This is a genomic window from Microbacterium sp. NPDC090281, from assembly GCF_044769635.1.
In the GTDB taxonomy this organism is placed as follows: domain Bacteria; phylum Actinomycetota; class Actinomycetes; order Actinomycetales; family Microbacteriaceae; genus Microbacterium.
Map to the genome: position 1 here is coordinate 2,930,049 of NZ_JBIVYH010000001.1, position 20,363 is coordinate 2,950,411.

Below are 20,363 nucleotides of genomic sequence, written 5' to 3' on the forward strand. Positions count from 1 at the left end.
CCCCTGCCCGGCAATCAGCCAGGTGGGGGTCTTCTCTGTCGTCAGGCGGTGGCTCTGCGCCGCTCGCGCAGGACGAAGACCTCAGCACGTACTCGCGTCTGTCGTCGAACCGCGTAGGCGTCCGGTGGGTCCCACACGGACAGACGCCATCGGCGTCGAACCCGGACATGAAGAAAGCCCCGGAGTTCCGCCGTACTTCTGCGGTTCTCCGGGGCTTTGTGGTCGGGCTGACAGGATTTGAACCTGCGACCCCTTGACCCCCAGTCAAGTGCGCTACCAAGCTGCGCCACAGCCCGTTGGCCTGCACTCTCGCGCAGGCAACTCCCCTATCTTAGCCGCATCCTGGGCCCCTCCGCGAACCGGCCCGTTGCGAGTGTCGGACGGCCGGCGTAGCGTCTCGGCATGGCGATGATCACGACCGAGGTGGCGACCCCCGCCCGTTGGGAAGACGTGCAGCACGCGCTCACGGGTGGTGGAGACGGCGCCAGCTGCCAGTGCATCTGGCCGGTCCTGAGCAACAAGGACTGGAATGCGACGACCACCCCGCAGCGCACCGAGATGCTCCGGGCCGAGATCGATGACGGTCCTCCTCCGGGAATCGTCGCCTACGTCGACGGCGATGCTGCCGGCTGGATCCGCATCGGCCCGCGCACCCGCCAGGCCCGGATCCCCCGCACGCGCATCATCGCAGCGGCGAGCACCGAACCGTTCGACGACGACTCGGTATGGGCGGTGACGTGCTTCGTCGTACGCAGGGAGCACCGCGGTTCCGGCCTCAACCTCGAACTGCTCGAGGCAGCCGTGGACTACGCCCGAGAGTCCGGAGCCCGCGTCATCGAGGGATACCCCGTCGACACCCGAGGCGAGAAGCAGCGGGCCAACGACCTGTTCCACGGCACGCTCGGAACCTTCCTCGCGGCCGGCTTCACCGAGAAGACCGACCTCAAGCCGGGCCGCGTGCTCGTCGCACTCGAGCTCGCCACGTGATCGCGAGACGCTCATCAGCCGCTAGCGTGATGGCATGAGCGACGAGAGCACGACCATCGAAGATCCAGAACTCGGCACGTTCGCCCGAGCCCGCTCCGAGCTCACGGACGGCACGGTGCTGACACACGACTGGTTCGTCGGCACGGTGTCCGTCGAAGGCACCGAGCTCGAACTCATGCTGGAGGGGACGACGTCCGACGAGGTCGCCCCTCTCCTCCCCCGGATGCGCGATACGGTCAAGCGGCTCTCCGCGCTGCGACGCATCGCGACCGACGCCGTCGTCACGAACTTCAGCACGGGCGAGCTCCAACCCCACGAACTCGATGATGCGGCATCCGACCTCACGATCGAGGCGATCGAAGCAGCCGCAGACGGCACCGTCATCCTGCACCTGGTCGACAGCTGCGGCGAGCACTTCCCGGAGGGATACTGGCCCGCTGTGCACCTGAGCGTCGACGACAGCGTCGCTCAGGTCACCGTCGAATCGTGAGCAGCGGGCGCGCGCTGACCCCGCCGACGGAGCCGTCAGCCCCTCGACCATACGATGGGGAGATGCAGCGTCGCGCGACATCCACCGCTTTCGCGTGGGCGTTCCTCCCCTTCGTCGTGGTGTCGGTCCTCCACGTCGTGTTCTTGGCCGCGGGCAACCCGCTCGCCGGGCCGACGAAGCTCCTGCTGATGCCCATGCTGGCCGTTCCCGTGCTCGTCTCCGCGCGCCGGCTGAGGCCGCGCACGACCCTGTTCCTCCTGCTCGCCGCCCTGGCCTTCTCCTGGCTCGGCGACGGCGCAGGAGCATTCTTCCCCTGGGCGCCCGAGCTGCCTCTGATGCTGCTGTTCTTCGGTATCGCGCACGTGGCATACATCGTGCTGTTCGCTCGGCATCTGGCGATCCGGAGGATGCCGTGGTGGGCTCTCGTCTACGCCGCCTGGTGGATCGCGATGATCATGTTCCTCGGACCACATACCGGCGGCCTGTTACTCGGGGTCGCCGTCTACGGACTCGTACTGGGGGGAACCGCTGCCTTCTCCGCCCGCTGCCACCCCATCGTCGCGGTAGGCGGTGCCTTCTTCCTGGCCAGCGACACGATCCTCGCGCTCCGCTTGTTCCTCCCTGATTCGCTGCCGTCGTGGAGCAGCCCAGCGGTGATGATCACCTACACGATCGGGCAGGGTCTCATCGTCGCCGGTGCCCTGATCGCGCTTCGGAAGAGGAACCCCTGATGGACGCTGCACGCGTTGACAGCTGGCTCTGGGCGATCCGGATCTACAAGACACGCTCGGCCGCCACGACGGCATGCCGCGCAGGGCATGTTCGCGTCAACGGCGACAAGGTCAAGGCCGCGCAGCAGGTGCGAGTGGGCGATGAAGTGCGCATCCGTATCGCCGGCTTCGACCGGATCCTCATCGTCCGCCAGCTCCTCGTCAAGCGCGTGGGGCCGCCGGTCGCCGCGTTGGCATTCGAGGACAAGACTCCGGCGCGGGAACCGCAGGCGGCCCTCGGTCTGCGCGATCGCGGTGCAGGTCGCCCCACCAAGCGCGAGCGCCGCGACATCGACAAGCTCCGAGGTCGGGACGACGACCGACCAGACTGATATCTCGGCATCCATCCCTTCCACCACTCCCTTATTTCGTAGTTTTGTTCTAAACTCGACCGTATGGCGAACCCCACCGATCTCGACCTCGAACTCGAGGATCGTCGACGCGTCTTGGACGCGTGGGTCGCCACGAGACGTCGGATCGCCGCGCTCGAAGCGGAGGCGGCCGAGTTGCTGATGGAGCAGATCACCATCCACGATGCCGATGTCGCAACGAGCCCGTTTCACCGCGAGGCGATCTACCGCTCGATGATCGCCGAGTTCTCCGCTGCCGGGCAGGTCTCGAAAGGCTCGATGGAGTTCGCCTTCGCAGACGCGCGGGCGCTGCACACCCACCTCCCCGGCATCCGCGCCGCGTTCGCGAGCGGTGCGATCGGCGCTGGGCACGTGCGCGAGATCGCCAGGGCGAGTGCACTCGTCGCGGAAGCCGTCCGCAATCAGAAGGCCGACGCCGCCGTGATGGAACTGTTCGAGACGGCGGTGCTCGCCGTCGCAGAACACGACACGGCAGCCCGCACGAGGGCTCATGCACGTCAGGTCGCCGCCGCCCTCGTCGGCGAGACGCTCGTGGACAGGCATCGGCGTGCTGCAGAAGAACGATGTGTGACGGTGAAGTCCCTCGACGACGGGCTGGCTCTGCTCACCGCTGTACTCCCCGAGTGGATCGCGACCGCGATCTCGGACAGGCTGAACCGCATGACCCGCGAGGTCATGCACGCCCGAGACGCCCGAGAGATCACGCCGATGCCGTGGTGGTTCGAGACCGACGTTGACGGCCTCCGCCCGGAGGACTTCTCCCTCGACGACCCGTCGTTCGATCTCTACGACGTCGGGGTGATTCGCGGCGCTGACGGCGACACGTTCGCAACCGACCCCACGATCGAGCAGTTCCCGGCCGACACCCGGACGTGGGCGCAGACCGAGGCCGACCTCTTCACCGATCTGCTCTTGACCGCAGATCCGAGCGCTGCGAACGGAGACGGTCTCGACGGCATCCAAGCCCGCGTCCAGGTCACGGTCGCCGCGACGACGCTCGCCGGCATCGACGACAGCCCGGCCGAACTCGACGGTCACGGCCCGTTGCACCCCGACATCGCTCGCGAGCTTGCGGGGCGCAACAGCGGTTGGACACGCCTGTTCCTCGATCCGACCGGCATGGTGGTCGAAACAGACACCTACACGCCGACCGAAGGCATGCGGCGGTTCCTCCGAGCGCGCGACCGGCACTGCCGATTCCCGGGCTGCCGCATGCCGGTGCACCGCAGCGAGATCGACCACAATCACGATCACGCGAAGGGTGGGAGGACCAGACTCGACAACCTCGGCCACTTCTGTCGGAGTCACCACACCCTGAAGCATCCGGGCATCCCCGATGCGCACCGGTGGACTGCCCAGCAGGAGAAAGACGGCAGCGTCACGTGGTGCAGCCCCCTGGGACGTGACTACGCCGACCCACCGCCCAGACGCGTGATGTTCGTCTGAGTCACTGCTCCACGGAAGGCGAACCGGTCAGTGATCCGCGAGGAGTTCGCGAAGCCATCCCGCTGAACGGATCTGAGCGGCACCGGCGCGCTCCACTCGTTCACGGAGCTCCCGATCGCTCGTCACAGCCACGACAGTCTGCGTCTCGGCGACGCGACGCTCGACCTCGGCGACGATCGCGTCGTCACCTGCGGCCTCGGCGCGGACGACGGCGACGGTGCTCGAGTCGGTGTCGATGCCACGAGCCTGCCCCTCGACCACCATCGACACCTCGGGGAACCACACGTCTCCCGCGAGCTCCAGAGCATCAGCGGGTACAGCCAGCTCTTCCAGGCGGGCGCGAAGGCGAGCAGCCGCCCCGGCGCGATCCTTCCACCACCCGTCCGGCACCGAACCGACCACGTTCGCGGCATCGACCACGATCGCCGGCCGCACCTCGAGCAGTGCACGCAGCGCCGGCCACGATGAACCGAATCCCGGATGCAACGGCCGCGCATCGACCTGGTCGACGGGCACCCATTCCAGCGCCACACTCTCCGGGTCGCTGATCACCGGATCGAACGGTACTTGCACGTCGGCGACGACAGTCGTGTACGACCAGATGCCCAGATCAAGGACACTCGTGAGCCGCGCGCGTACCGCGCCGTCCGGCACACCGGCTTCCTCCTGCGCCTCACGGATGGCACCATCGATCGCGCTCTCCGCCTCGTGCAGCGCTCCTCCGGGGAGACCCCAAGTGCCCCCGAAGTGACTCCACGAAACGCGGTGCTGCAGCAGGATCCCACGTGCCGGGTCGTAGGCGAGAAGACCGGCAGCGCCGAAGCGCCCCCAGTACTTCTCCCCCGACTCTGCGATCACCCAGGCGTCACCCGGGTTACGCGGCCCCTCAGGGCGACGCGGTTCACCAGCGGCAGGAGGTACGACGGTCACCCCCTCAGCCTTTCACAGCATCGGGGCCGCAGCACCACGGCGCGACACGCGCCGGAACAGATCAGCGCTGACGCTTCTCGCGCACCCGCATGTTGATCACGATCGGCGTGCCGTCGAACGCGTAAAGCTCGCGCAGGCGGCGCTGGATGAACCGGCGGTACCCGGGGTCGAGGAACCCGGTCGTGAACAGCACGAACGTCGGCGGGCGTGTCGACGCCTGCGTACCGAACAGGATGCGCGGCTGCTTTCCACCACGCAGCGGGTGCGGGTGCTCGGCGACGAGCTCGGCGAGGAACGCGTTGAACTTGCCCGTCGGAATGCGACGGTCCCAGTTCTCCAGCGCCGTCTCCAGTGCGGGCACGAGCTTGTCGAGGTGCCGGCCGGTCTTCGCGGAGATGTTCACGCGCGGGGCCCAGGCGACGTGCGCCAGGTCCTGCTCGATCTCTCGCTCGAGGTAGCGACGGCGTTCGGCGTTCTCGAGGTCTTCGTCGTTCAGGCGGTCCCACTTGTTGAACGCCAGTACGAGGGCACGTCCCGAATCCAGAACGAGGTCGATGATGCGCACGTCCTGCTCGCTGATCGACTCCGAGACGTCCAGCACGACGACGGCGACTTCGGCCTTCTCGAGCGCGGCCGAGGTGCGGAGCGAGGCGTAGAAGTCCGCACCCTGCGCCATGTGCACACGACGACGGATCCCGGCCGTGTCGACCAGGCGCCACATCTTCCCGCCGAGCTCGACGACCTCATCGACCGGGTCGCGGGTGGTGCCGGCCAGGTCGTTGACGACCACGCGCTCTTCACCGGCCGCCTTGTTCAACAGCGACGACTTGCCCACGTTCGGGCGGCCGAGGATCGCGACGCGACGCGGTCCACCGATCTCCTGCTTCGCGACAGCCGAGATCTCGGGGAGCTTCTTCAGCACGGCGTCGAGCAGGTCGGCGACACCACGTCCGTGGATGGCCGACACAGGGTGCGGTTCGCCGAGGCCGAGGCTCCACAGAGCAGCGATCTCAGGCTCCTGGCGGGCATCATCGATCTTGTTGGCGACGAGGAACACCGGCTTGCCGCTCTTGCGAAGCAGCTTCACGACGTGCTCGTCGGTCGACGTCGCACCCACCATCGCGTCGACGACGAACAGCACCATGTCGGCGAGGTCGATGGCGATCTCAGCCTGCATCGCCACCGAACGGTCGATGCCTCGGGCGTCGGGCTCCCACCCACCGGTGTCGACGAGCGAGAAGCGGCGGTCCGCCCACTCGGCCTTGTACGTCACGCGGTCGCGGGTCACGCCTGGGGTGTCCTCCACGACGGCCTCGCGGCGGCCGAGGATGCGGTTCACGAGCGCGGACTTGCCCACGTTCGGTCGCCCGACGATCGCGACGACCGGAAGCGCCGGGCTGAACAGGATGCCGTCTTCGCCCTGGGTGATACCGGCGAGGAGCGCTGCATCCTCGTCGTCCAGGTCGTAGTCGGCGAGCCCGGCACGCAGGGTCTCAGCCCGCTGCTCGGCGAGATGCTCGTCGATCTGTTCCATCTTCTCGGCGAGCTGGTCGGGGCCGCCTTCGTATTCTTCGTCAGCCACGGTGTGCTCCTCGGTGTTGCTCGATCACCGTGAGTACGGCGTCGATGGTCTGGGGGAAATCGAGTTCCGTCGAATCGACGACCTCGACGCCTTCTGCGGCGTTCAGGAAGTCGACGACGGCACTGTCGGAGGCATCGCGCTTGTGCAACGCCGCGGCGACAGCAGCCGCATTCTCGCCGGCGAGTTCGCCGGCACGTCGAGCGGCCCGTACTTCGGGGGCCGCGGTGAGCAGGATCCGCACCGGGGCATCCGGTGCGACCACAGTCGTGATGTCGCGGCCTTCGACCACGACGGCAGGGTACGACGAATCGGAGACGAGCTTGCGGAACAGCTCGTTCACCTGCGCACGCACCTCAGGGACCCGTGCGACACCGCTCACGGCTCCGGAAACCCGCGGATCGCGGATCGCCTCGGTGATCTCGGCATCGCCGACGAGCACTGTCCGGTCGTCGGGGTCGAGGCCCAGCTGCACCGGGAAGTCGGATGCTGCGGCTCGAACCGCCTCGGAATCGTCGGTGTCGGCACCACGATCGAGCACATGCCACGCGAGTGCGCGGTAGGCGGATCCGGTGTCGAGGTAACCGAAGCCGAGCTTGCGGGCGACGGCCTTCGACACGCTGGACTTGCCGGAGCCGGCCGGTCCGTCGATCGCGATGAACTTCTCGGCGTCGGTCACGTGCGCCTCCGCGGCGGATGAGGTGGAGGTGTCAGTCATTGGTGCTCCCTGCGATGCGCCAGCCGCGCTCCTGCAGTCCGGTGATCGCGCCGTGCAGCGCTGCCGGGTCGACGCTGATCTCGGCGAGGCCGAACTGCGCACCCGGCGAGTGCTCGAGGCGGAGGTCTTCGACGTTGACGCCCAGCTCGCCGAGTTCGCCGAACAGGCGCCCGAGCTGACCGGCCGTGTCGTCGACCATGACGACGAGCGTCTCGAAGCGCTGGTTCTGCCCGTGCTTTCCGGGAAGGCGCTCGACCCCGTCGTTGCCCTGGCGGATCGTCTCGGCGACGATGCGGCGGGCCCCGGGAGCCCCTGGCTCACGCAGCGCGTCTGAGATCTCACCGAGGTCGGCTGCGAGCGCGTCGAGGATCTCCACGACGGGCGCGGCGTTCGCCCCGAGGATCTGCACCCAGAGTTCGGGCGCGGATGCCGCGATTCGTGTCGTGTCGCGGACTCCTTGGCCGGCGAGGCGGAGCGCACCCTCCTCGGCTTCCGCCAGGCGACCGGCCAAAAGGCTCGCCACCACCTGGGGCACGTGCGAGGTGAGCGCGACCGAGCGGTCGTGCTCCTGCGGCGTCATCTCGAGCGGCGTCGCACCCACGTCGAGGGCGAGTGCTTCGACGAGGGCGAGATCGCTGGCCTTGGTGTCCTCGTCGCGGCACACGACCCATGGCCGGCCGATGAAGAGGTCTGCACGAGCCGAGATCGCACCGCCGCGCTCACGGCCGGCGAGCGGGTGGGATCCGATGTAACGGGTCAGGTCGACGCCGCGCTCCTGGAGCGCGCGGAACGGCTCGAGCTTCACACTCGCGACATCGGTGACGACGGCGGCGGGGAATCGTTCGAGTTCGGCCTGGATGACGTCGGCCGTGACATCAGGCGGAACAGCCACCACGATCAACGACGGAGCATCGTCGTCAGTTGCGATCCGGCCTGCGCCGTAATCGACCGCGAGACGCAGCTGAGCGGGCGAGGCATCGGTCAGGACGACATCGATCCCCTTCGCCCTGAGCGCGTGCCCGATGCTCGCGCCGAGCAGACCCGCGCCGACGATGCGCACGGTACCGGAGAGGCGTGGCGCGACGAAGCCCGCTCTCCGCCCCGTGGGCGCACTCGTCGTATCGGTCATTCTCTCTCCTGCTCGCCTGGCGCCTCGGCGACAGCGGAATCCTGGCGCGACAGGGTCAAAAGCGCGCCGAGTTCGATTTTACTCAGTTCCCGCGTCTTCCCCGCCGGGAGGGTTCCCAGGTGGAGCGGGCCGAACTGTCGACGGACCAGTTCAGTGACGGGATGACCGACCGCGGCGAGCATCCGACGCACGATGCGGTTGCGCCCTGAGTGCAGGGTCAGTTCGACCAGGCTCGTGCCGCGAGACGTGTCGAGCAGTCTTGCTTTGTCCGCGACGATCAGGCCGTCTTCCAGCTCGATGCCCTTGGTGAGCTTCGAGATCGTCTGGGGCAGTACTGTCCCCTCGACCTTGGCGATGTACACCTTGGTCACGCCGAACGACGGGTGTGCGAGCACGTGGGCGAGCTCGCCGTCGTTGGTCAGGATGAGCAGTCCGCTGGTCTCGGCGTCGAGGCGTCCGACGTTGTAGAGGCGCTCTTCGTAGTCGGCGGTGAAACGACGGAGGTCGGGGCGACCGCTCTCGTCCTTCATGCTGCTGACGACACCGGTGGGCTTGTTCAGCATCACATAGCGCTTCGAGACATCGAGCTGCACGGCGGTGCCGTCGACGTCGACGAGGTCGTTCTCCGGATCGATCCGCCTGCCGAGCTCTGACACCACGATGCCGTTGACGCGGATGCGCCCCTCGGTGATGTACTGCTCCACCACGCGACGTGAAGCCACCCCGGCGGCGGCGAGCACCTTCTGGAGGCGCACGCCCTCGGGAGCTGCCTCGGAATCTGTCGAGGCGTCGAAGTCGGTCATCGGATGGTCCCTTCGTCGAAACCGTCTGCACCGTCATCGAGCAGAGGGGAGATCGGGGGCAGCTCGTCGAGCGAGTTGATGCCCAGGTGCTGCAGAAGCGCGTCAGTCGTGCCGTAGTTGATCGCGCCGGTCTCGGAGTCCGCGAAAAGCTCGGTGATCAGACCGCGGGCGAGGAGGGTTCGGACGACGGAGTCGACGTTCACCGCACGGATCGAGGCGACCTGGCTGCGAGTCACCGGCTGCTTGTAGGCGATGACCGCCAGTGTCTCGAGCGCCGCCTGCGACAGGCGTGCAGGGGCCTGTCCGCCGACGAACGCCGCGACCACGGCATCGAGATCTTCACGGACGTACAGCCGCCACCCGCCGCCGACCTCTCGCAGTTCGAAACCGCGACGCGGCCCCTTTCCACGACCGTCGTAGTCCTCGACCAGAGCTTCGAGGGTCTGACGCACGGCAGGCACAGGCGAATCGACAGCGGCGGCCAGCGCGATGAGGCCGATCGGCTCATCCACGATGAAGAGGATCGCCTCGATCCGCTCAGCGAGCGGGAGCTCCGTCGCCACGTCCGCGGTGGTCTCAGCGTTGGCCGCCTCGTCCATGCTGGCCTCGTCCATGGCGCTCTCTGTCAGATCATCGGTCATAGTCGGCTCCCAGGGTCGCCAGTGTCTCATCCGACCAGGAGTCGGCTGCCCAGCGGAGCGTGAGCTCGCCGAGCGGTTCCAGTTGTTCGAACGACAGCGCTGCATGCCGGTACAGCTCCAGCACCGAGATGAATCGGGCGACGACGATGCCAGGCTCGGTCACCCCGGCGACGAGTTCACGGAAGCTCACCGACTCGGTGCGGCGCAGCAGCGTCACGACGATCGCTGCCTGCTCGCGGATGCTGATCAGCGGCGCGTGCAGGTGGTCGAGCCCGACGTGCGGGATCTCCTTGGGAGCGAAGGCCAGCAGCGCGAGTGCCGCGAAGTCGTCGGCGCTCAGCGACCACACGAGCTCCGGAGTCTGACGTCGGTGCTTCTCCTCGAGACGGACGGCGCGCACATGTCGGCGATCTTCGCGCTGCAGGCAGCGGGCGAACCACGTCGACACCTCTTTGAAGGCCCGATACTGCAGCAGCCGGGCGAACAGCAGGTCACGGGCTTCGAGCAGCGCGACGGCCTCGGCATCGACCAGCTCGCCCTGAGGCAGGAGTCCGGCGACCTTCATGTCGAGCAGAGTCGCCGCGACCACCAGGAACTCGGATGCCTGGTCGAGTTCCTCGTCGTCGTCGAGTTCACGCAGGTACGCGATGAACTCGTTCGTCACGGCACTCAACGAGACCTCGGTGATGTCCATCTCGTGCTTCGAGATGAGGTTCAGCAGCAGGTCGAACGGGCCGTCGAAGTTCGACAGCGAAACCCGGAAGCCGGCATTGTCCACGGGCGCCGCATCGCCCACGCTCTCCTCGAGCGACGCGTCGACAGGTCCTTCGCTAGGCGACGGCGCCACGGGCGACCAGCTCCCGCGCCAGCCGCAGGTACGCCTGAGCGGCTGCGTGCTCGGGGGCGAACTCGGTGATGGGCACACCCGAGACCGAGGCATCCGGGAACTTCACGGTGCGTCCGATCACAGTTTCCAGCACGTCGTCTCCGAAGGCTTCGACCACGCGTTCGAGGACTTCGCGCGAGTGCAGCGTGCGCGGGTCGTACATCGTCGCCAGCAGGCCGTCCATCGTGATCGAGGGGTTCAAGCGGTCGCGGACCTTGTCGATGGTCTCGATCAGCAGCGCCACGCCACGCAGCGCGAAGAACTCGCACTCGAGCGGGATGATCACGCCGTGAGCCGCAGTCAACGCGTTGACCGTCAGGATGCCGAGCGAAGGCTGGCAGTCGATGAGGATCACGTCGTACTCCCCCGCCACCTGGCGGAGGACTCTGGCGAGGATGGTCTCCCTCGCGACCTCGTTCACGAGGTGAACCTCGGCAGCGGAGAGGTCGATGTTGGCGGGCATGACGTCGAGACCCTCGACCCCGGAAGGGACGATGGCGTCGTGGGCGTCGCGCTTGGTGTCGAGAAGCAGGTCGTAGATCGTCGGCACATCGTGTGTCGGGATCCCGAGACCGGCAGACAGTGCACCCTGCGGATCGAAGTCGACAGCGAGCACCTTGCGACCGTACTCCGCGAGTGCGGCGGCCAGGTTGATCGAGGTCGTCGTCTTGCCGACGCCACCCTTCTGGTTGCACAGCGCGATGATGCGCGCAGGACCGTGGGACTTCAACGGTTCGGGGGTCGGGAACCCGTGATAGGGGCGGCCGGTGGGTCCCATGGGGGTCTCGTCGGCCTTCTGCGCCTTCGCCCTGGACTTCGCCACTTTCTCAGCCACCCGTTCTCCTGCTCCTTCGTGCTTGGTCGATTGTACCGGCCGGGCCGTTGCTCAGCCGCCTCGGCACGCGGCAGAGGGTCGCTCCGGGCTCCGGGGGCTCAGCGTGCGCGAGGATGAGAAGTCGCGTAGATGTCGCGAAGCGCATCGACCGAGACGTGCGTGTAGATCTGGGTCGTCGCGACCGACGAGTGTCCGAGCAGCTCCTGCACCACGCGCACGTCGGCACCGCCCTGCAGCAGATGCGTCGCGAACGAGTGGCGCAGGGTGTGCGGCGAGACAGCGGCGGTGATCTGCGCGCGCTCTGCCGCCTCGCGGATGACGAGCCAAGCACTCTGACGGGAGAGCGGGGCACCTCGCGCCCCGAGGAACAACCGAGCCGACGCTCGCCCTTTCGCCGCGAGCCCCGGCCGGACCCTCGTCAGGTAGGCGTCGACGGCAGTGCGCGCGTAGGAGCCGACCGGCACGATGCGCTCCTTCGCCCCTTTGCCGCGAAGCCGGAGCACCTCGCCGTGCGCGAGATCGTCGACGTCGAGGTCGATCGCCTCGGACACGCGGGCGCCGGTGGCGTACAGCAGTTCCAAGAGGGCACGATCGCGGATGCCGAGTGGTTCTTCCGCAGAGGGAGCGGCGAGCAGCCTCTCGACTTGATCGATGGTCAGTGCCTTGGGCAGTCGCCGCGGCGCCTTCGGCGGACGGAGCCTGCCGCTCGGGTCATCGGTCTCGATGCCCTCGCGCGCGAGGAACCGATGCCATCCCCGTACGGAGGATTGCAGCCTCGCGAGGCTCGTCGATGCGGGTGGCGGCTCGGCCGACGCCTTCTCCGCTATGAAACGATCGATCACCGCGGGGGTCACTTCCGCGGTGTCGGTGATCCCCTGTGCGACCAGCCAGTCCCGGTATCCCCCGAGATCACGCCGATACGCCGCAATCGTGTGGGCGCTCAGCCCGCGCTCGACCGTGACGTGACGCAGGTAGGCGTCGAGGGCGCGCTCGAGCAGCATCCTCAGCCCCGATCGCGCAGCCTCTGCGTCGCCGCCAAGACTCCGATCGCGAGGATGCCATTGCGCATCCGGCCGTCGAGCACTGCGGTGACAACGTCTGCCAGCGGTACCCACTCGACGCGGATGTCGGCTTCCTCGTCTTCGCGGTCGTGGGCGGCACTCGCCGCCTCGATCCCGGTGGCGAGGAACACATGGATGATCTCGTCGTTCCCGCCGGGAGTCGTCCACGACGAGACCAGCGGCTCCCAGTGAGCGGCGACCAGGTCTGCTTCCTCGGCGAGCTCACGGCGTGCGGCTTCGAGCGGCTCCTCGCCCTCCACATCGAGCAGGCCGGCGGGCAGCTCCCAGTCACGGTGACGGATCGGATGCCGGTACTGCTGGATGAGCAGCACGCGCCCCGCGTCGTCGAGCGCAACGATCGCCACCGCGCCGGTGTGGTCCACGTACTGCCGGATGATCTCGCCGTCGCCGTAGCGCACGCGGTCGGAGCGCACGTCCCAGACGCTGCCCTCGTAGACGAGGTCGCTCTGGAGGACCTCCGGTTCGAAGGGCTCGTCGCGGAGATCTTCCGTCAGATCAGTCATCGGCGCTGACGTCGAACAGCTCGCTCGCGCGGTGACGTTCGATCGCGGCGCCGACGAGTCCGCGGAAGAGCGGGTGCGGGGCGGTCGGACGCGAGCGCAGCTCGGGGTGAGCCTGGGTCGCGATGTAGTACGGGTGCACGTCACGAGGCAGCTCGACGTACTCGACCAGGTCGAGCTCGGGGTTGAGGCCCGAGAAGACGAGTCCGGCGTCCGTGAGGCGGTCACGGTAGGCGTTGTTGACCTCGTAGCGGTGGCGGTGGCGCTCGGCGGCCTCCGGGGCACCGTACAGCTCACGGGCGAGCGATCCCTCAGCGAGGGCAGCCTGGTACAGACCGAGGCGCATGGTGCCGCCCAGGTCGCCGCCGTCGAGGATGTCGACCTGCTCAGCCATCGTCGCGATGACCGGCTCTGCGGTCTCCGGGTCGAACTCGCTGGAGGAGGCACCGACGATGCCAGCCACATCACGTGCGTACTCGATGACCATGCACTGCAGGCCCAGGCACAGTCCGAGCGTCGGGATACCCTGCTCGCGAGCGAACTTCAGGGCCCCGAGCTTGCCTTCGATGCCGCGGATGCCGAATCCACCGGGCACGCAGATGCCGTCGAGCTCGGCCAGCTGCTCCTGGGCGCCTTCCGGCGTCTCGCAGAGGTCGGACGGAATCCAGCGGATGTTGACCTTGGTCTCCTGCGCGAAGCCGCCGGCCTTGAGCGCCTCGGTCACCGAGAGATAGGCGTCGGGCAGGTCGATGTACTTGCCGACGAGACCGATCGTGACTTCGTGCTTCGGGTTGTGGACCGCGTGCAGCACCTTGCTCCAGCGCGTCCAGTCGACGTCGGCCGCGGCCTTCTGGTCGAGACCGAGGCGGCGCACGATGTACGAGTCGAGTCCCTGATCGTTCAGCGTCGAGGGGATGTCGTAGATGCTGGGCAGGTCGACCGTGTTGATGACGCCTTCGACATCGACGTCGCACATCAGGGCGATCTTGTTGCGGTTGCTCACGCTGACCGGACGGTCGCTGCGGAGGACCAGGGCATCCGGCTGGATACCCACCTGGCGGAGCGCTGCGACGGAGTGCTGCGTCGGCTTGGTCTTCTGCTCCCCCGATGCGCCCATGAACGGCACGAGTGAGACGTGCACGAAGAACACGCTGTCGCGCCCGAGCTCGTGACGCAGCTGACGCGCGGACTCGAGGAACGGCTGCGACTCGATGTCGCCGACCGTGCCACCGACCTCGGTGATGATCACGTCGGGGCGCGGCTCTTCGGAGGCCTGCAGGCGCATGCGGCGCTTGATCTCGTCGGTGATGTGCGGGATGACCTGCACGGTGTCGCCGAGATACTCGCCGCGGCGCTCGCGCGCGATCACCTGCGAGTAGATCTGGCCCGTGGTGACGTTGGCCGCCTCGGACAGGTTGATGTCGAGGAAGCGCTCGTAGTGGCCGATGTCGAGGTCGGTCTCCGCGCCGTCGTCGGTGACGAAGACCTCGCCGTGCTGGAACGGGTTCATCGTGCCGGGATCGACGTTCAGATACGGGTCGAGCTTCTGCATCACGACGCGCAGACCGCGGGCCGTGAGGAGGTTGCCGAGGCTGGCAGCTGTCAGTCCCTTACCCAAAGACGAAACGACACCACCAGTCACGAAGATGTGCTTGGTCGTGTCGTTCTTGGGTCCCGCAGAAGAAGAGTTCATCACGGGCTTCGATCCTATCAGGCGGTGGGGACGCGGAGGCTGAGAAGTTCACGGGCATGGGTCAGAGCAGCATCCGAATCGGCGAGTCCAGAGAGCAGACGGGCCATCTCGGCTTCACGTTCCCCGCCCTCCAGACGCCGCACACTCGAGGCTGTCACCGCGCCATCATTGGCTTTCACGACGGACAGATGATTGTTCGCGAAGGCCGCGACCTGCGCGAGATGCGTGACCGCGATGACCTGCGACTTCTCTGCGAGTCGGGCGAGTCGCCGACCGACTTCGATGGCCGCTGCGCCGCCGATGCCCGCGTCGACCTCGTCGAAGACGAACGTCGGAACAGGGTCTGTCGCGGCGATGACGACCTCGATCGCCAGCATGACCCGAGACAACTCGCCCCCCGAGGCGCCCTTCGAGACCGAGCGCGGCTCGGCTCCAGGATGCGGGGCGAGCAGGATCGCGACATCATCACGGCCATGCGTGCTCTCGGCACCTTCGGAGACCGCGACCTCGAGGCGCGCATCCGGCATCGCGAGCGCGTGCAGTTCTTCGGTCACGGCTTCACCGAGGCGTGCGGCGGCATCTGTGCGCGCTGCGGTCAGCGCGGTCGCATGCGCATCGAGCTCAGCCCGCGCCGCATCGCGCTCCGCGAGCAGTCGCTCGATGCGATCGTCGTCGTCGTCGAGTTCGGCCAGTCTCGCGGATCCTGTCTGCCAGAGGGCCAGAGCCTCGTCGAGAGAACCGTGTGCGCGGATCAGAGTGCCCAGAGCCGCTCGGCGCTCCTCGACCGCGGCGAGCTCGTGGGGACCCGTTTCGTCGAGGTCGGCGAGGTAGGCCGAAAGCAGTCCCGCGGTATCGGCGATCCGGTATCCGATGTCGGCGAGACTCTCGCCGATCTCGGTCAGCTTGGCGTCGGAAGCACGCTCGAGCACACGACGCGCCTCCGCGACGAGCGCCGAGGCATCGGGCTCTCCCTCCTCGCTGGAGAGCGCTCCATGTGCGAGGGATGCCGAGAGCCGCAGCTCTTCGGCGTTCGCGAGACGCTCTGCACGCGCGGTGAGTTCCTGGTCTTCTCCCTGTTCCGGAGCCGTCGCCTCGATCAGTGCGAGAGCCTCCCTGAGCCGGGCCGCCTCTTCGGCGCGACGGTCACGGTTCTCGGTGATCTCGGAGATCTCGGTGTCGAGGGCGCGCCAACGGGCGAACGCTCCGGCATACTTCTCGACGGCGTCCACGATCGGGGTGCCACCGAAGCGGTCGAGTGCATCACGCTGGGCGGCGGCGGAGCGAAGGCGAAGCTGCTCGGACTGGCCGTGCACGACGACGAGTTCTTCCGCGAGCGAGGAGAGCACGCCCGCCGGTGCCGCACGGCCTCCGACGCTGGCTCGGCTGCGGCCCTCTGCGCTCAGCGTGCGCGAGACGTAGAGCTCCGCGCGGCCTGCGCCGACCGGCTCCAGCTCGCCGCCGGCGTCCGCGACGATCTCTGCGACGCTCCCGCCTTCGGGGACGACCCACACCCCTGCCACCGAGGCCTGGGCGGCGCCGGCACGCACCGCGCCGGAATCGGCACGCTGACCAAGCAGGAGCCCGAGTCCGGTGACGACCATCGTCTTACCGGCACCCGTCTCGCCGGTGATCGCGGTGAACCCCGGGCCCAGCGGCAGCACGGCGTCGGCGATGACGCCGAGCCCCTGCATCCGCATCTCCTCGATCACGACGGCGCCCCCTGCGCCTGGCCGCGCCAACCTTCGACCGGCAGCTGGAACTTGCGCACGAGTCGGTCGGTGAAGGCGGTGGGGTGCAGGCGAGCGAGGCGCACCGGACGCGAAGACCGCCGGACCACCACGCGGGCGCCGGGAGGCAGGTCGTGCGAGCGACGCCCGTCACACCACAGGATGCCGGAGCCGTCGGTGCGCTCGAGCATCTCGATCGCGACGGAAGCGTCGGGACTCACCACGAGCGGCTTGGCGAACAGCGCGTGCGCCGACAGCGGCACGACGGCGATCGCCTCGACACTCGGCCAGATGACCGGTCCCCCGGCGGAGAAGTTGTAGGCGGTCGAACCGGTGGGAGTGGAGATGACCATGCCGTCGCAGCCGAAGCTCGACAGCGGACGCCCGTCGATCTCGAGCACGACCTCGATCATCCGCTCACGGCTGGCCTTCTCGACCGTGGCTTCGTTGAGCGCCCAGGTCTCGTAGACGACGTCTCCTTCGGAATCCTTGACCCGGACGGAGAGTGCCAGCCGCTCCTCGACCTCGTAGTCACGGTCGATCACGCGGCGTACCGCTTTGTCCATGTCGTCGCGATCGATCTCGGCGAGGAATCCGACATGGCCCATGTTGATGCCGAGCACAGGAGCACCGCTGTCACGCACGAGCTCCGCGGCGCGCAGGATCGTCCCGTCTCCGCCCAACACGATCGCCAGCTCGAGGTCGGCAGGGTCGATGGAGACTCCGAGCACGTCGGCATCTGCGAAGAACGGATCGACGGCCACGAGGGCCTCGTGATCGTCGGCGGCGAGCACCGGCCGTGCTCCCGCTTCCCGGAGGGCGTCGATCACCCGACGAGCGGCCTCGACGGTTTCCACACGGCCCGCGTGGGCGACGACCAGGATGCTGCGCTCGTTCATCGTCCTCCTGCCAGTCGGTTGATGCTGTCCAGCCATTCTGTCGGATTACTGCCTCGCCCCGGCGCGAGGTGCACCAGATACTCGGCATTGCCGTGGGTCCCGAGAATCGGGGAGGGAAGGATGCCGAGCATCCCGAGTCCCACATCCCACGCGCTCCACACAGTGCGGGCCACCGCATCGGCGCGCGTGGCCGGGTCGGTGACCAGTCCCCCGCGTACGGCCGTGCGTCCGACCTCGAACTGCGGCTTCACGAGCAGCAGGATGTCGGACTCGGCGGCGCAGACCGCGGCGACAGCCGGCAGCACGAGTTCGAGGGAGATGAACGAGAGGTCGCCGACGACCAGCTCGGGCGCCGCGGCCTCCCCTGTCGCCTCCGTGAGGTTCTCACGGGTCATGTAGCGGACGTTGAATCCTTCGACCGCCACGACTCCGGGATCGGCGGCGATGGATGGGGCCAGCTGTCCGTGTCCGACATCGACAGCGAGCACCTTTCGTGCGCCGCGCTCGCGGAGCACCTGGGTGAAACCGCCCGTCGACGCACCCATGTCCAACGCGAGCAGCCCGTCGACCGGGATGCCGAAACCGTCGAGCCCCGCGATGAGCTTGTGGGCGGCGCGCCCGACGTAGTGGTCGGAACCGGCGATGGTGATCTCCGCCGCATCGCCGACGGCGGTGGACGCCTTCACGACCGGGCGTCCGTCGACACTCACGAGTCCCTCGGAGATGAGCGTGGCCGCGTGGGTACGAGAACGGGCGAGTCCTCGAGCGGCGAGGGCGGCGTCGAGTCGCGTCATCGGGATCCCGAGGCCTCCCGCTGCTCGAACTTCGAGCCGCTTTCAAGGCGCCGGGAGAGCTCGTCATGAAGGGCCGAGTAGGCGTCGGCTCGCGCGGGAAGCGGCTGCCCTTCAATCAGGCGCAGTCGGCTCCACAGGCCGTCAGTCGGCGCGCTCGTCGTCTCTTCGCTCACGGTTCTACTGTACGCGGCCCCTCCGACGCAGGACGGAGCCACGCGAGATGCTCAGGGCCTGTGGAAGGGATCGTCGTAGAGGCGTTCGGGGACCCGCAGCACGAACACCGGAGTCCCGGACGCCCAGATGGCAGCGGCGCCCGCGCGCAGCAGGTCGATCTGCTCGCCGGTCTCCGCCACGATCTCGACATCCGCTCCCGAGACCCGCACGGCGGCGCCGTTGACGTGGAACACGCCGTCCTGCTCCGTGACCTCTGGGTACGGAAGATGCAATTCGCGCAGGTCGCCGAGAATGTACGTGGGACGCGAGCCTTCAGGCGCTGCCAGTACGTGTTTGGGCCGGTCGATGCCCGTGAGGACCAGTACCGACTCGATCCCGACCCGGCTCGCACCCATGATGTCGGTGTCGAGGCGGTCTCCGATGAACAGCGCCTTCTGAGCACCGAACCGGACGAGCGCCTCTTCGAAGATCGGCGCCTCCGGCTTCCCGGCGACGGTCGCCAGTCGCCCGACGGCGGTGTGCACCGCCGAGACCAGCGTCCCGTTCCCGGGGGCGACACCGCGCTCGCGAGGAATCGTCCAGTCGGTGTTCGTGGCGATCCACGGGATGCCGCCGTCTTCTTCGGGAAGCTTGAGAGCGAAAGCCGCTTCGGCCAGATCCGTCCAGGCCACTTCCGGCGCGAAACCCTGCACAACCGCACTCGGTGAATCCTCGGCGCTGCGCGTCACCGTGTAACCGGCCTTCTGCACCTCGTCGACGAGCCCGTCGCCGCCGATAACCAGAATGGTTGCCGGTGCCGGCACGATCCGCGCCATCAGACGCATCGCCGCCTGCGGGCTGGTGACGACGTCCGAGGCCTCGACCCTGAGGCCGAGACTGCTCAAGTGCGCCGCGACCGATGCGTCCGTGCGCGCAGCATTGTTGGTGATGTATCCGAGCCGAGCCGACTTCGCCGCCTCATTGAGACTCTCCACCGCGAACGGGAGAGCGCCGGGGCCCGCGTACACCACGCCATCGAGATCAGCGAGGATCGTGTCGACGCCGTCGAGAGGCGTACGCGGGGCGCGCTTCCGGGAGAACAGCGCCACTACGCCTCCGGGGTCGTTTCGTCGGTCTCGTCGTCAGTCTCGTCTTCGCCCAGGAGCTCGCGCACCTCGTCCTCAACCGTCGGCTCTTCCACGACAACCGGCTCTTCGTCTGAGACAGCATCTTCGTCTGAAGCCGGCTCCTCCTTCGAAGCGTCGTCGGCATGAGTGTCTTCTGCAGCTTCGCCTTGCGAAACGTCCGCCTCGTCCGATTCCACGTCGTCAGCGAGCTCGGAGGCCTCCTCATCGAGGAACTCACCCTCGATCAGGCTGTCTTCGATGAAGATCTCTTCGTCGCCACCCTCATCAATGCCGAGAGCTTCGGCCGCGACCTGGGCACGATGCGACCAGAACTCTGACTCCTCGGTACGTCCGAGATCTTCGAGCACAGCTGCGCGCGCGGCGAAAAGAGCAGGGCTCCACTCGAATGCGCGATCAGGATCGAGCTCTGGGATCTCGAGCTCACCGAGTGCGAGTTCGAGGTCGCCCTGGTCGAGCCGGGCGCCCGACATCGCGATCGCCAACGCGACACGGACCGGAGTCTCGAGAGCGGACCGATCGATGGCACGACCGGTCTCGAGAGCCCGATCGGCGCGACCGATCCCCCGCTCACTGTCGACCATCAGTGCGATCTGGTCGTCCTTGCCCGAGATACGACGGTAGGTACGCAGCTCGCGCAGCGCGAGCGCGAAGTCCTCGGTCGCATAAGCCGTGATGCCCAGGGTCTCGCGAACGATCGCGATGCGTCCTGCACGTCGAGAAGCTGCCAGCGCGTGCTCGTGAGCGAGAGCCGGGTCCTCATCAATGAGCCGTGAAGCCATCGC

The 20,363-nt window shown here is 67.8% G+C and carries 22 protein-coding genes and 1 tRNA gene; 5 read left to right on the plus strand and 18 right to left on the minus strand.

Annotation, left to right across the window (positions count from 1 at the left end):
* Positions 1-219: 219 nt before the first annotated feature.
* Positions 220-296, minus strand: a tRNA-Pro gene (locus tag ACIQTX_RS14080).
* 106 nt (positions 297-402) lie between these two features.
* On the opposite strand from ACIQTX_RS14080, the gene ACIQTX_RS14085 reads away from it, so the two are divergent.
* From ACIQTX_RS14085 to ACIQTX_RS14105, 5 genes are all read left to right on the plus strand, one after another.
* Positions 403-987 (plus strand): GNAT family N-acetyltransferase, encoded by a 585-nt coding sequence (locus tag ACIQTX_RS14085; protein ID WP_402972887.1) that lies wholly within the window; start codon positions 403-405, stop codon positions 985-987.
* A gap of 34 nt (positions 988-1,021) precedes the next feature.
* Positions 1,022-1,477: a hypothetical protein gene (locus ACIQTX_RS14090; protein WP_402972889.1), complete on the plus strand. Its 456-nt coding sequence runs from the start codon at positions 1,022-1,024 to the stop codon at positions 1,475-1,477.
* A gap of 62 nt (positions 1,478-1,539) precedes the next feature.
* Entirely contained in the window at positions 1,540-2,208 is a 669-nt protein-coding gene (locus tag ACIQTX_RS14095; protein ID WP_402972891.1) for a lysoplasmalogenase family protein, read from the plus strand.
* Positions 2,208-2,579, plus strand: a complete 372-nt coding sequence (locus tag ACIQTX_RS14100) for an RNA-binding S4 domain-containing protein (RefSeq protein WP_402972893.1) — start codon at positions 2,208-2,210, stop codon at positions 2,577-2,579. The genes ACIQTX_RS14095 and ACIQTX_RS14100 overlap by 1 nt, the downstream gene beginning before the upstream one ends.
* Positions 2,580-2,642: 63 nt before the next feature.
* Entirely contained in the window at positions 2,643-4,064 is a 1,422-nt protein-coding gene (locus tag ACIQTX_RS14105; protein WP_402972895.1) for a DUF222 domain-containing protein, read from the plus strand.
* 27 nt (positions 4,065-4,091) lie between these two features.
* Here ACIQTX_RS14105 and ACIQTX_RS14110 read toward each other — a convergent pair whose 3' ends face one another.
* The 17 genes from ACIQTX_RS14110 to ACIQTX_RS14190 all read right to left on the minus strand — a co-directional run bounded on the left by ACIQTX_RS14110 (position 4,092) and on the right by ACIQTX_RS14190 (position 20,360).
* Positions 4,092-4,994 carry an NUDIX domain-containing protein gene (locus ACIQTX_RS14110; protein WP_402972897.1) on the minus strand — a complete coding sequence of 301 codons (903 nt, stop codon included), beginning with the start codon at positions 4,992-4,994 and terminating at the stop codon, positions 4,092-4,094.
* Between the two features lie 61 nt (positions 4,995-5,055).
* Complete coding sequence (gene der, locus ACIQTX_RS14115) at positions 5,056-6,528, minus strand: ribosome biogenesis GTPase Der (RefSeq protein ID WP_258131691.1); 1,473 nt, start codon at positions 6,526-6,528, stop codon at positions 5,056-5,058.
* A gap of 40 nt (positions 6,529-6,568) precedes the next feature.
* The gene (cmk, locus tag ACIQTX_RS14120; RefSeq protein ID WP_402972899.1) at positions 6,569-7,291 is read right to left on the minus strand and encodes a (d)CMP kinase; all 723 of its coding nucleotides are present in this window, start codon (positions 7,289-7,291) and stop codon (positions 6,569-6,571) included.
* Positions 7,284-8,420 (minus strand): prephenate dehydrogenase, encoded by a 1,137-nt coding sequence (locus ACIQTX_RS14125; protein WP_105528595.1) that lies wholly within the window; start codon positions 8,418-8,420, stop codon positions 7,284-7,286. Before ACIQTX_RS14125 ends, cmk begins: the two co-directional genes overlap by 8 nt.
* Positions 8,417-9,223 carry a pseudouridine synthase gene (locus tag ACIQTX_RS14130; protein ID WP_402972902.1) on the minus strand — a complete coding sequence of 269 codons (807 nt, stop codon included), beginning with the start codon at positions 9,221-9,223 and terminating at the stop codon, positions 8,417-8,419. The genes ACIQTX_RS14125 and ACIQTX_RS14130 overlap by 4 nt, the downstream gene beginning before the upstream one ends.
* Positions 9,220-9,864: an SMC-Scp complex subunit ScpB gene (scpB, locus tag ACIQTX_RS14135; protein WP_402972904.1), complete on the minus strand. Its 645-nt coding sequence runs from the start codon at positions 9,862-9,864 to the stop codon at positions 9,220-9,222. The genes ACIQTX_RS14130 and scpB overlap by 4 nt, the downstream gene beginning before the upstream one ends.
* The gene (locus ACIQTX_RS14140) at positions 9,854-10,711 is read right to left on the minus strand and encodes a segregation and condensation protein A (protein ID WP_402972906.1); all 858 of its coding nucleotides are present in this window, start codon (positions 10,709-10,711) and stop codon (positions 9,854-9,856) included. Before ACIQTX_RS14140 ends, scpB begins: the two co-directional genes overlap by 11 nt.
* Positions 10,695-11,528 carry a ParA family protein gene (locus tag ACIQTX_RS14145; protein ID WP_181157087.1) on the minus strand — a complete coding sequence of 278 codons (834 nt, stop codon included), beginning with the start codon at positions 11,526-11,528 and terminating at the stop codon, positions 10,695-10,697. Before ACIQTX_RS14145 ends, ACIQTX_RS14140 begins: the two co-directional genes overlap by 17 nt.
* Positions 11,529-11,683: 155 nt before the next feature.
* Positions 11,684-12,586 (minus strand): site-specific tyrosine recombinase XerD, encoded by a 903-nt coding sequence (xerD, locus tag ACIQTX_RS14150; protein WP_402972908.1) that lies wholly within the window; start codon positions 12,584-12,586, stop codon positions 11,684-11,686.
* Between the two features lie 2 nt (positions 12,587-12,588).
* Entirely contained in the window at positions 12,589-13,170 is a 582-nt protein-coding gene (locus tag ACIQTX_RS14155; RefSeq protein WP_402972910.1) for an NUDIX domain-containing protein, read from the minus strand.
* Complete coding sequence (locus ACIQTX_RS14160) at positions 13,163-14,860, minus strand: CTP synthase (RefSeq protein WP_036275166.1); 1,698 nt, start codon at positions 14,858-14,860, stop codon at positions 13,163-13,165. Before ACIQTX_RS14160 ends, ACIQTX_RS14155 begins: the two co-directional genes overlap by 8 nt.
* 17 nt (positions 14,861-14,877) lie before the next feature.
* Positions 14,878-16,569 (minus strand): DNA repair protein RecN, encoded by a 1,692-nt coding sequence (gene recN / locus ACIQTX_RS14165; RefSeq protein ID WP_402972912.1) that lies wholly within the window; start codon positions 16,567-16,569, stop codon positions 14,878-14,880.
* Positions 16,566-17,486, minus strand: coding sequence for an NAD kinase (locus ACIQTX_RS14170; protein ID WP_105528602.1), 921 nt, complete (start codon positions 17,484-17,486; stop codon positions 16,566-16,568). Before ACIQTX_RS14170 ends, recN begins: the two co-directional genes overlap by 4 nt.
* Positions 17,483-18,280, minus strand: a complete 798-nt coding sequence (locus ACIQTX_RS14175) for a TlyA family RNA methyltransferase (RefSeq protein ID WP_402972915.1) — start codon at positions 18,278-18,280, stop codon at positions 17,483-17,485. The genes ACIQTX_RS14170 and ACIQTX_RS14175 overlap by 4 nt, the downstream gene beginning before the upstream one ends.
* Positions 18,277-18,453, minus strand: coding sequence for a hypothetical protein (locus ACIQTX_RS14180; RefSeq protein WP_402972917.1), 177 nt, complete (start codon positions 18,451-18,453; stop codon positions 18,277-18,279). Before ACIQTX_RS14180 ends, ACIQTX_RS14175 begins: the two co-directional genes overlap by 4 nt.
* A gap of 51 nt (positions 18,454-18,504) precedes the next feature.
* The gene (locus ACIQTX_RS14185; RefSeq protein ID WP_402972919.1) at positions 18,505-19,542 is read right to left on the minus strand and encodes an HAD-IIA family hydrolase; all 1,038 of its coding nucleotides are present in this window, start codon (positions 19,540-19,542) and stop codon (positions 18,505-18,507) included.
* Positions 19,542-20,360: a hypothetical protein gene (locus ACIQTX_RS14190; RefSeq protein WP_402972921.1), complete on the minus strand. Its 819-nt coding sequence runs from the start codon at positions 20,358-20,360 to the stop codon at positions 19,542-19,544. The genes ACIQTX_RS14185 and ACIQTX_RS14190 overlap by 1 nt, the downstream gene beginning before the upstream one ends.
* Positions 20,361-20,363 lie beyond the last annotated feature (3 nt).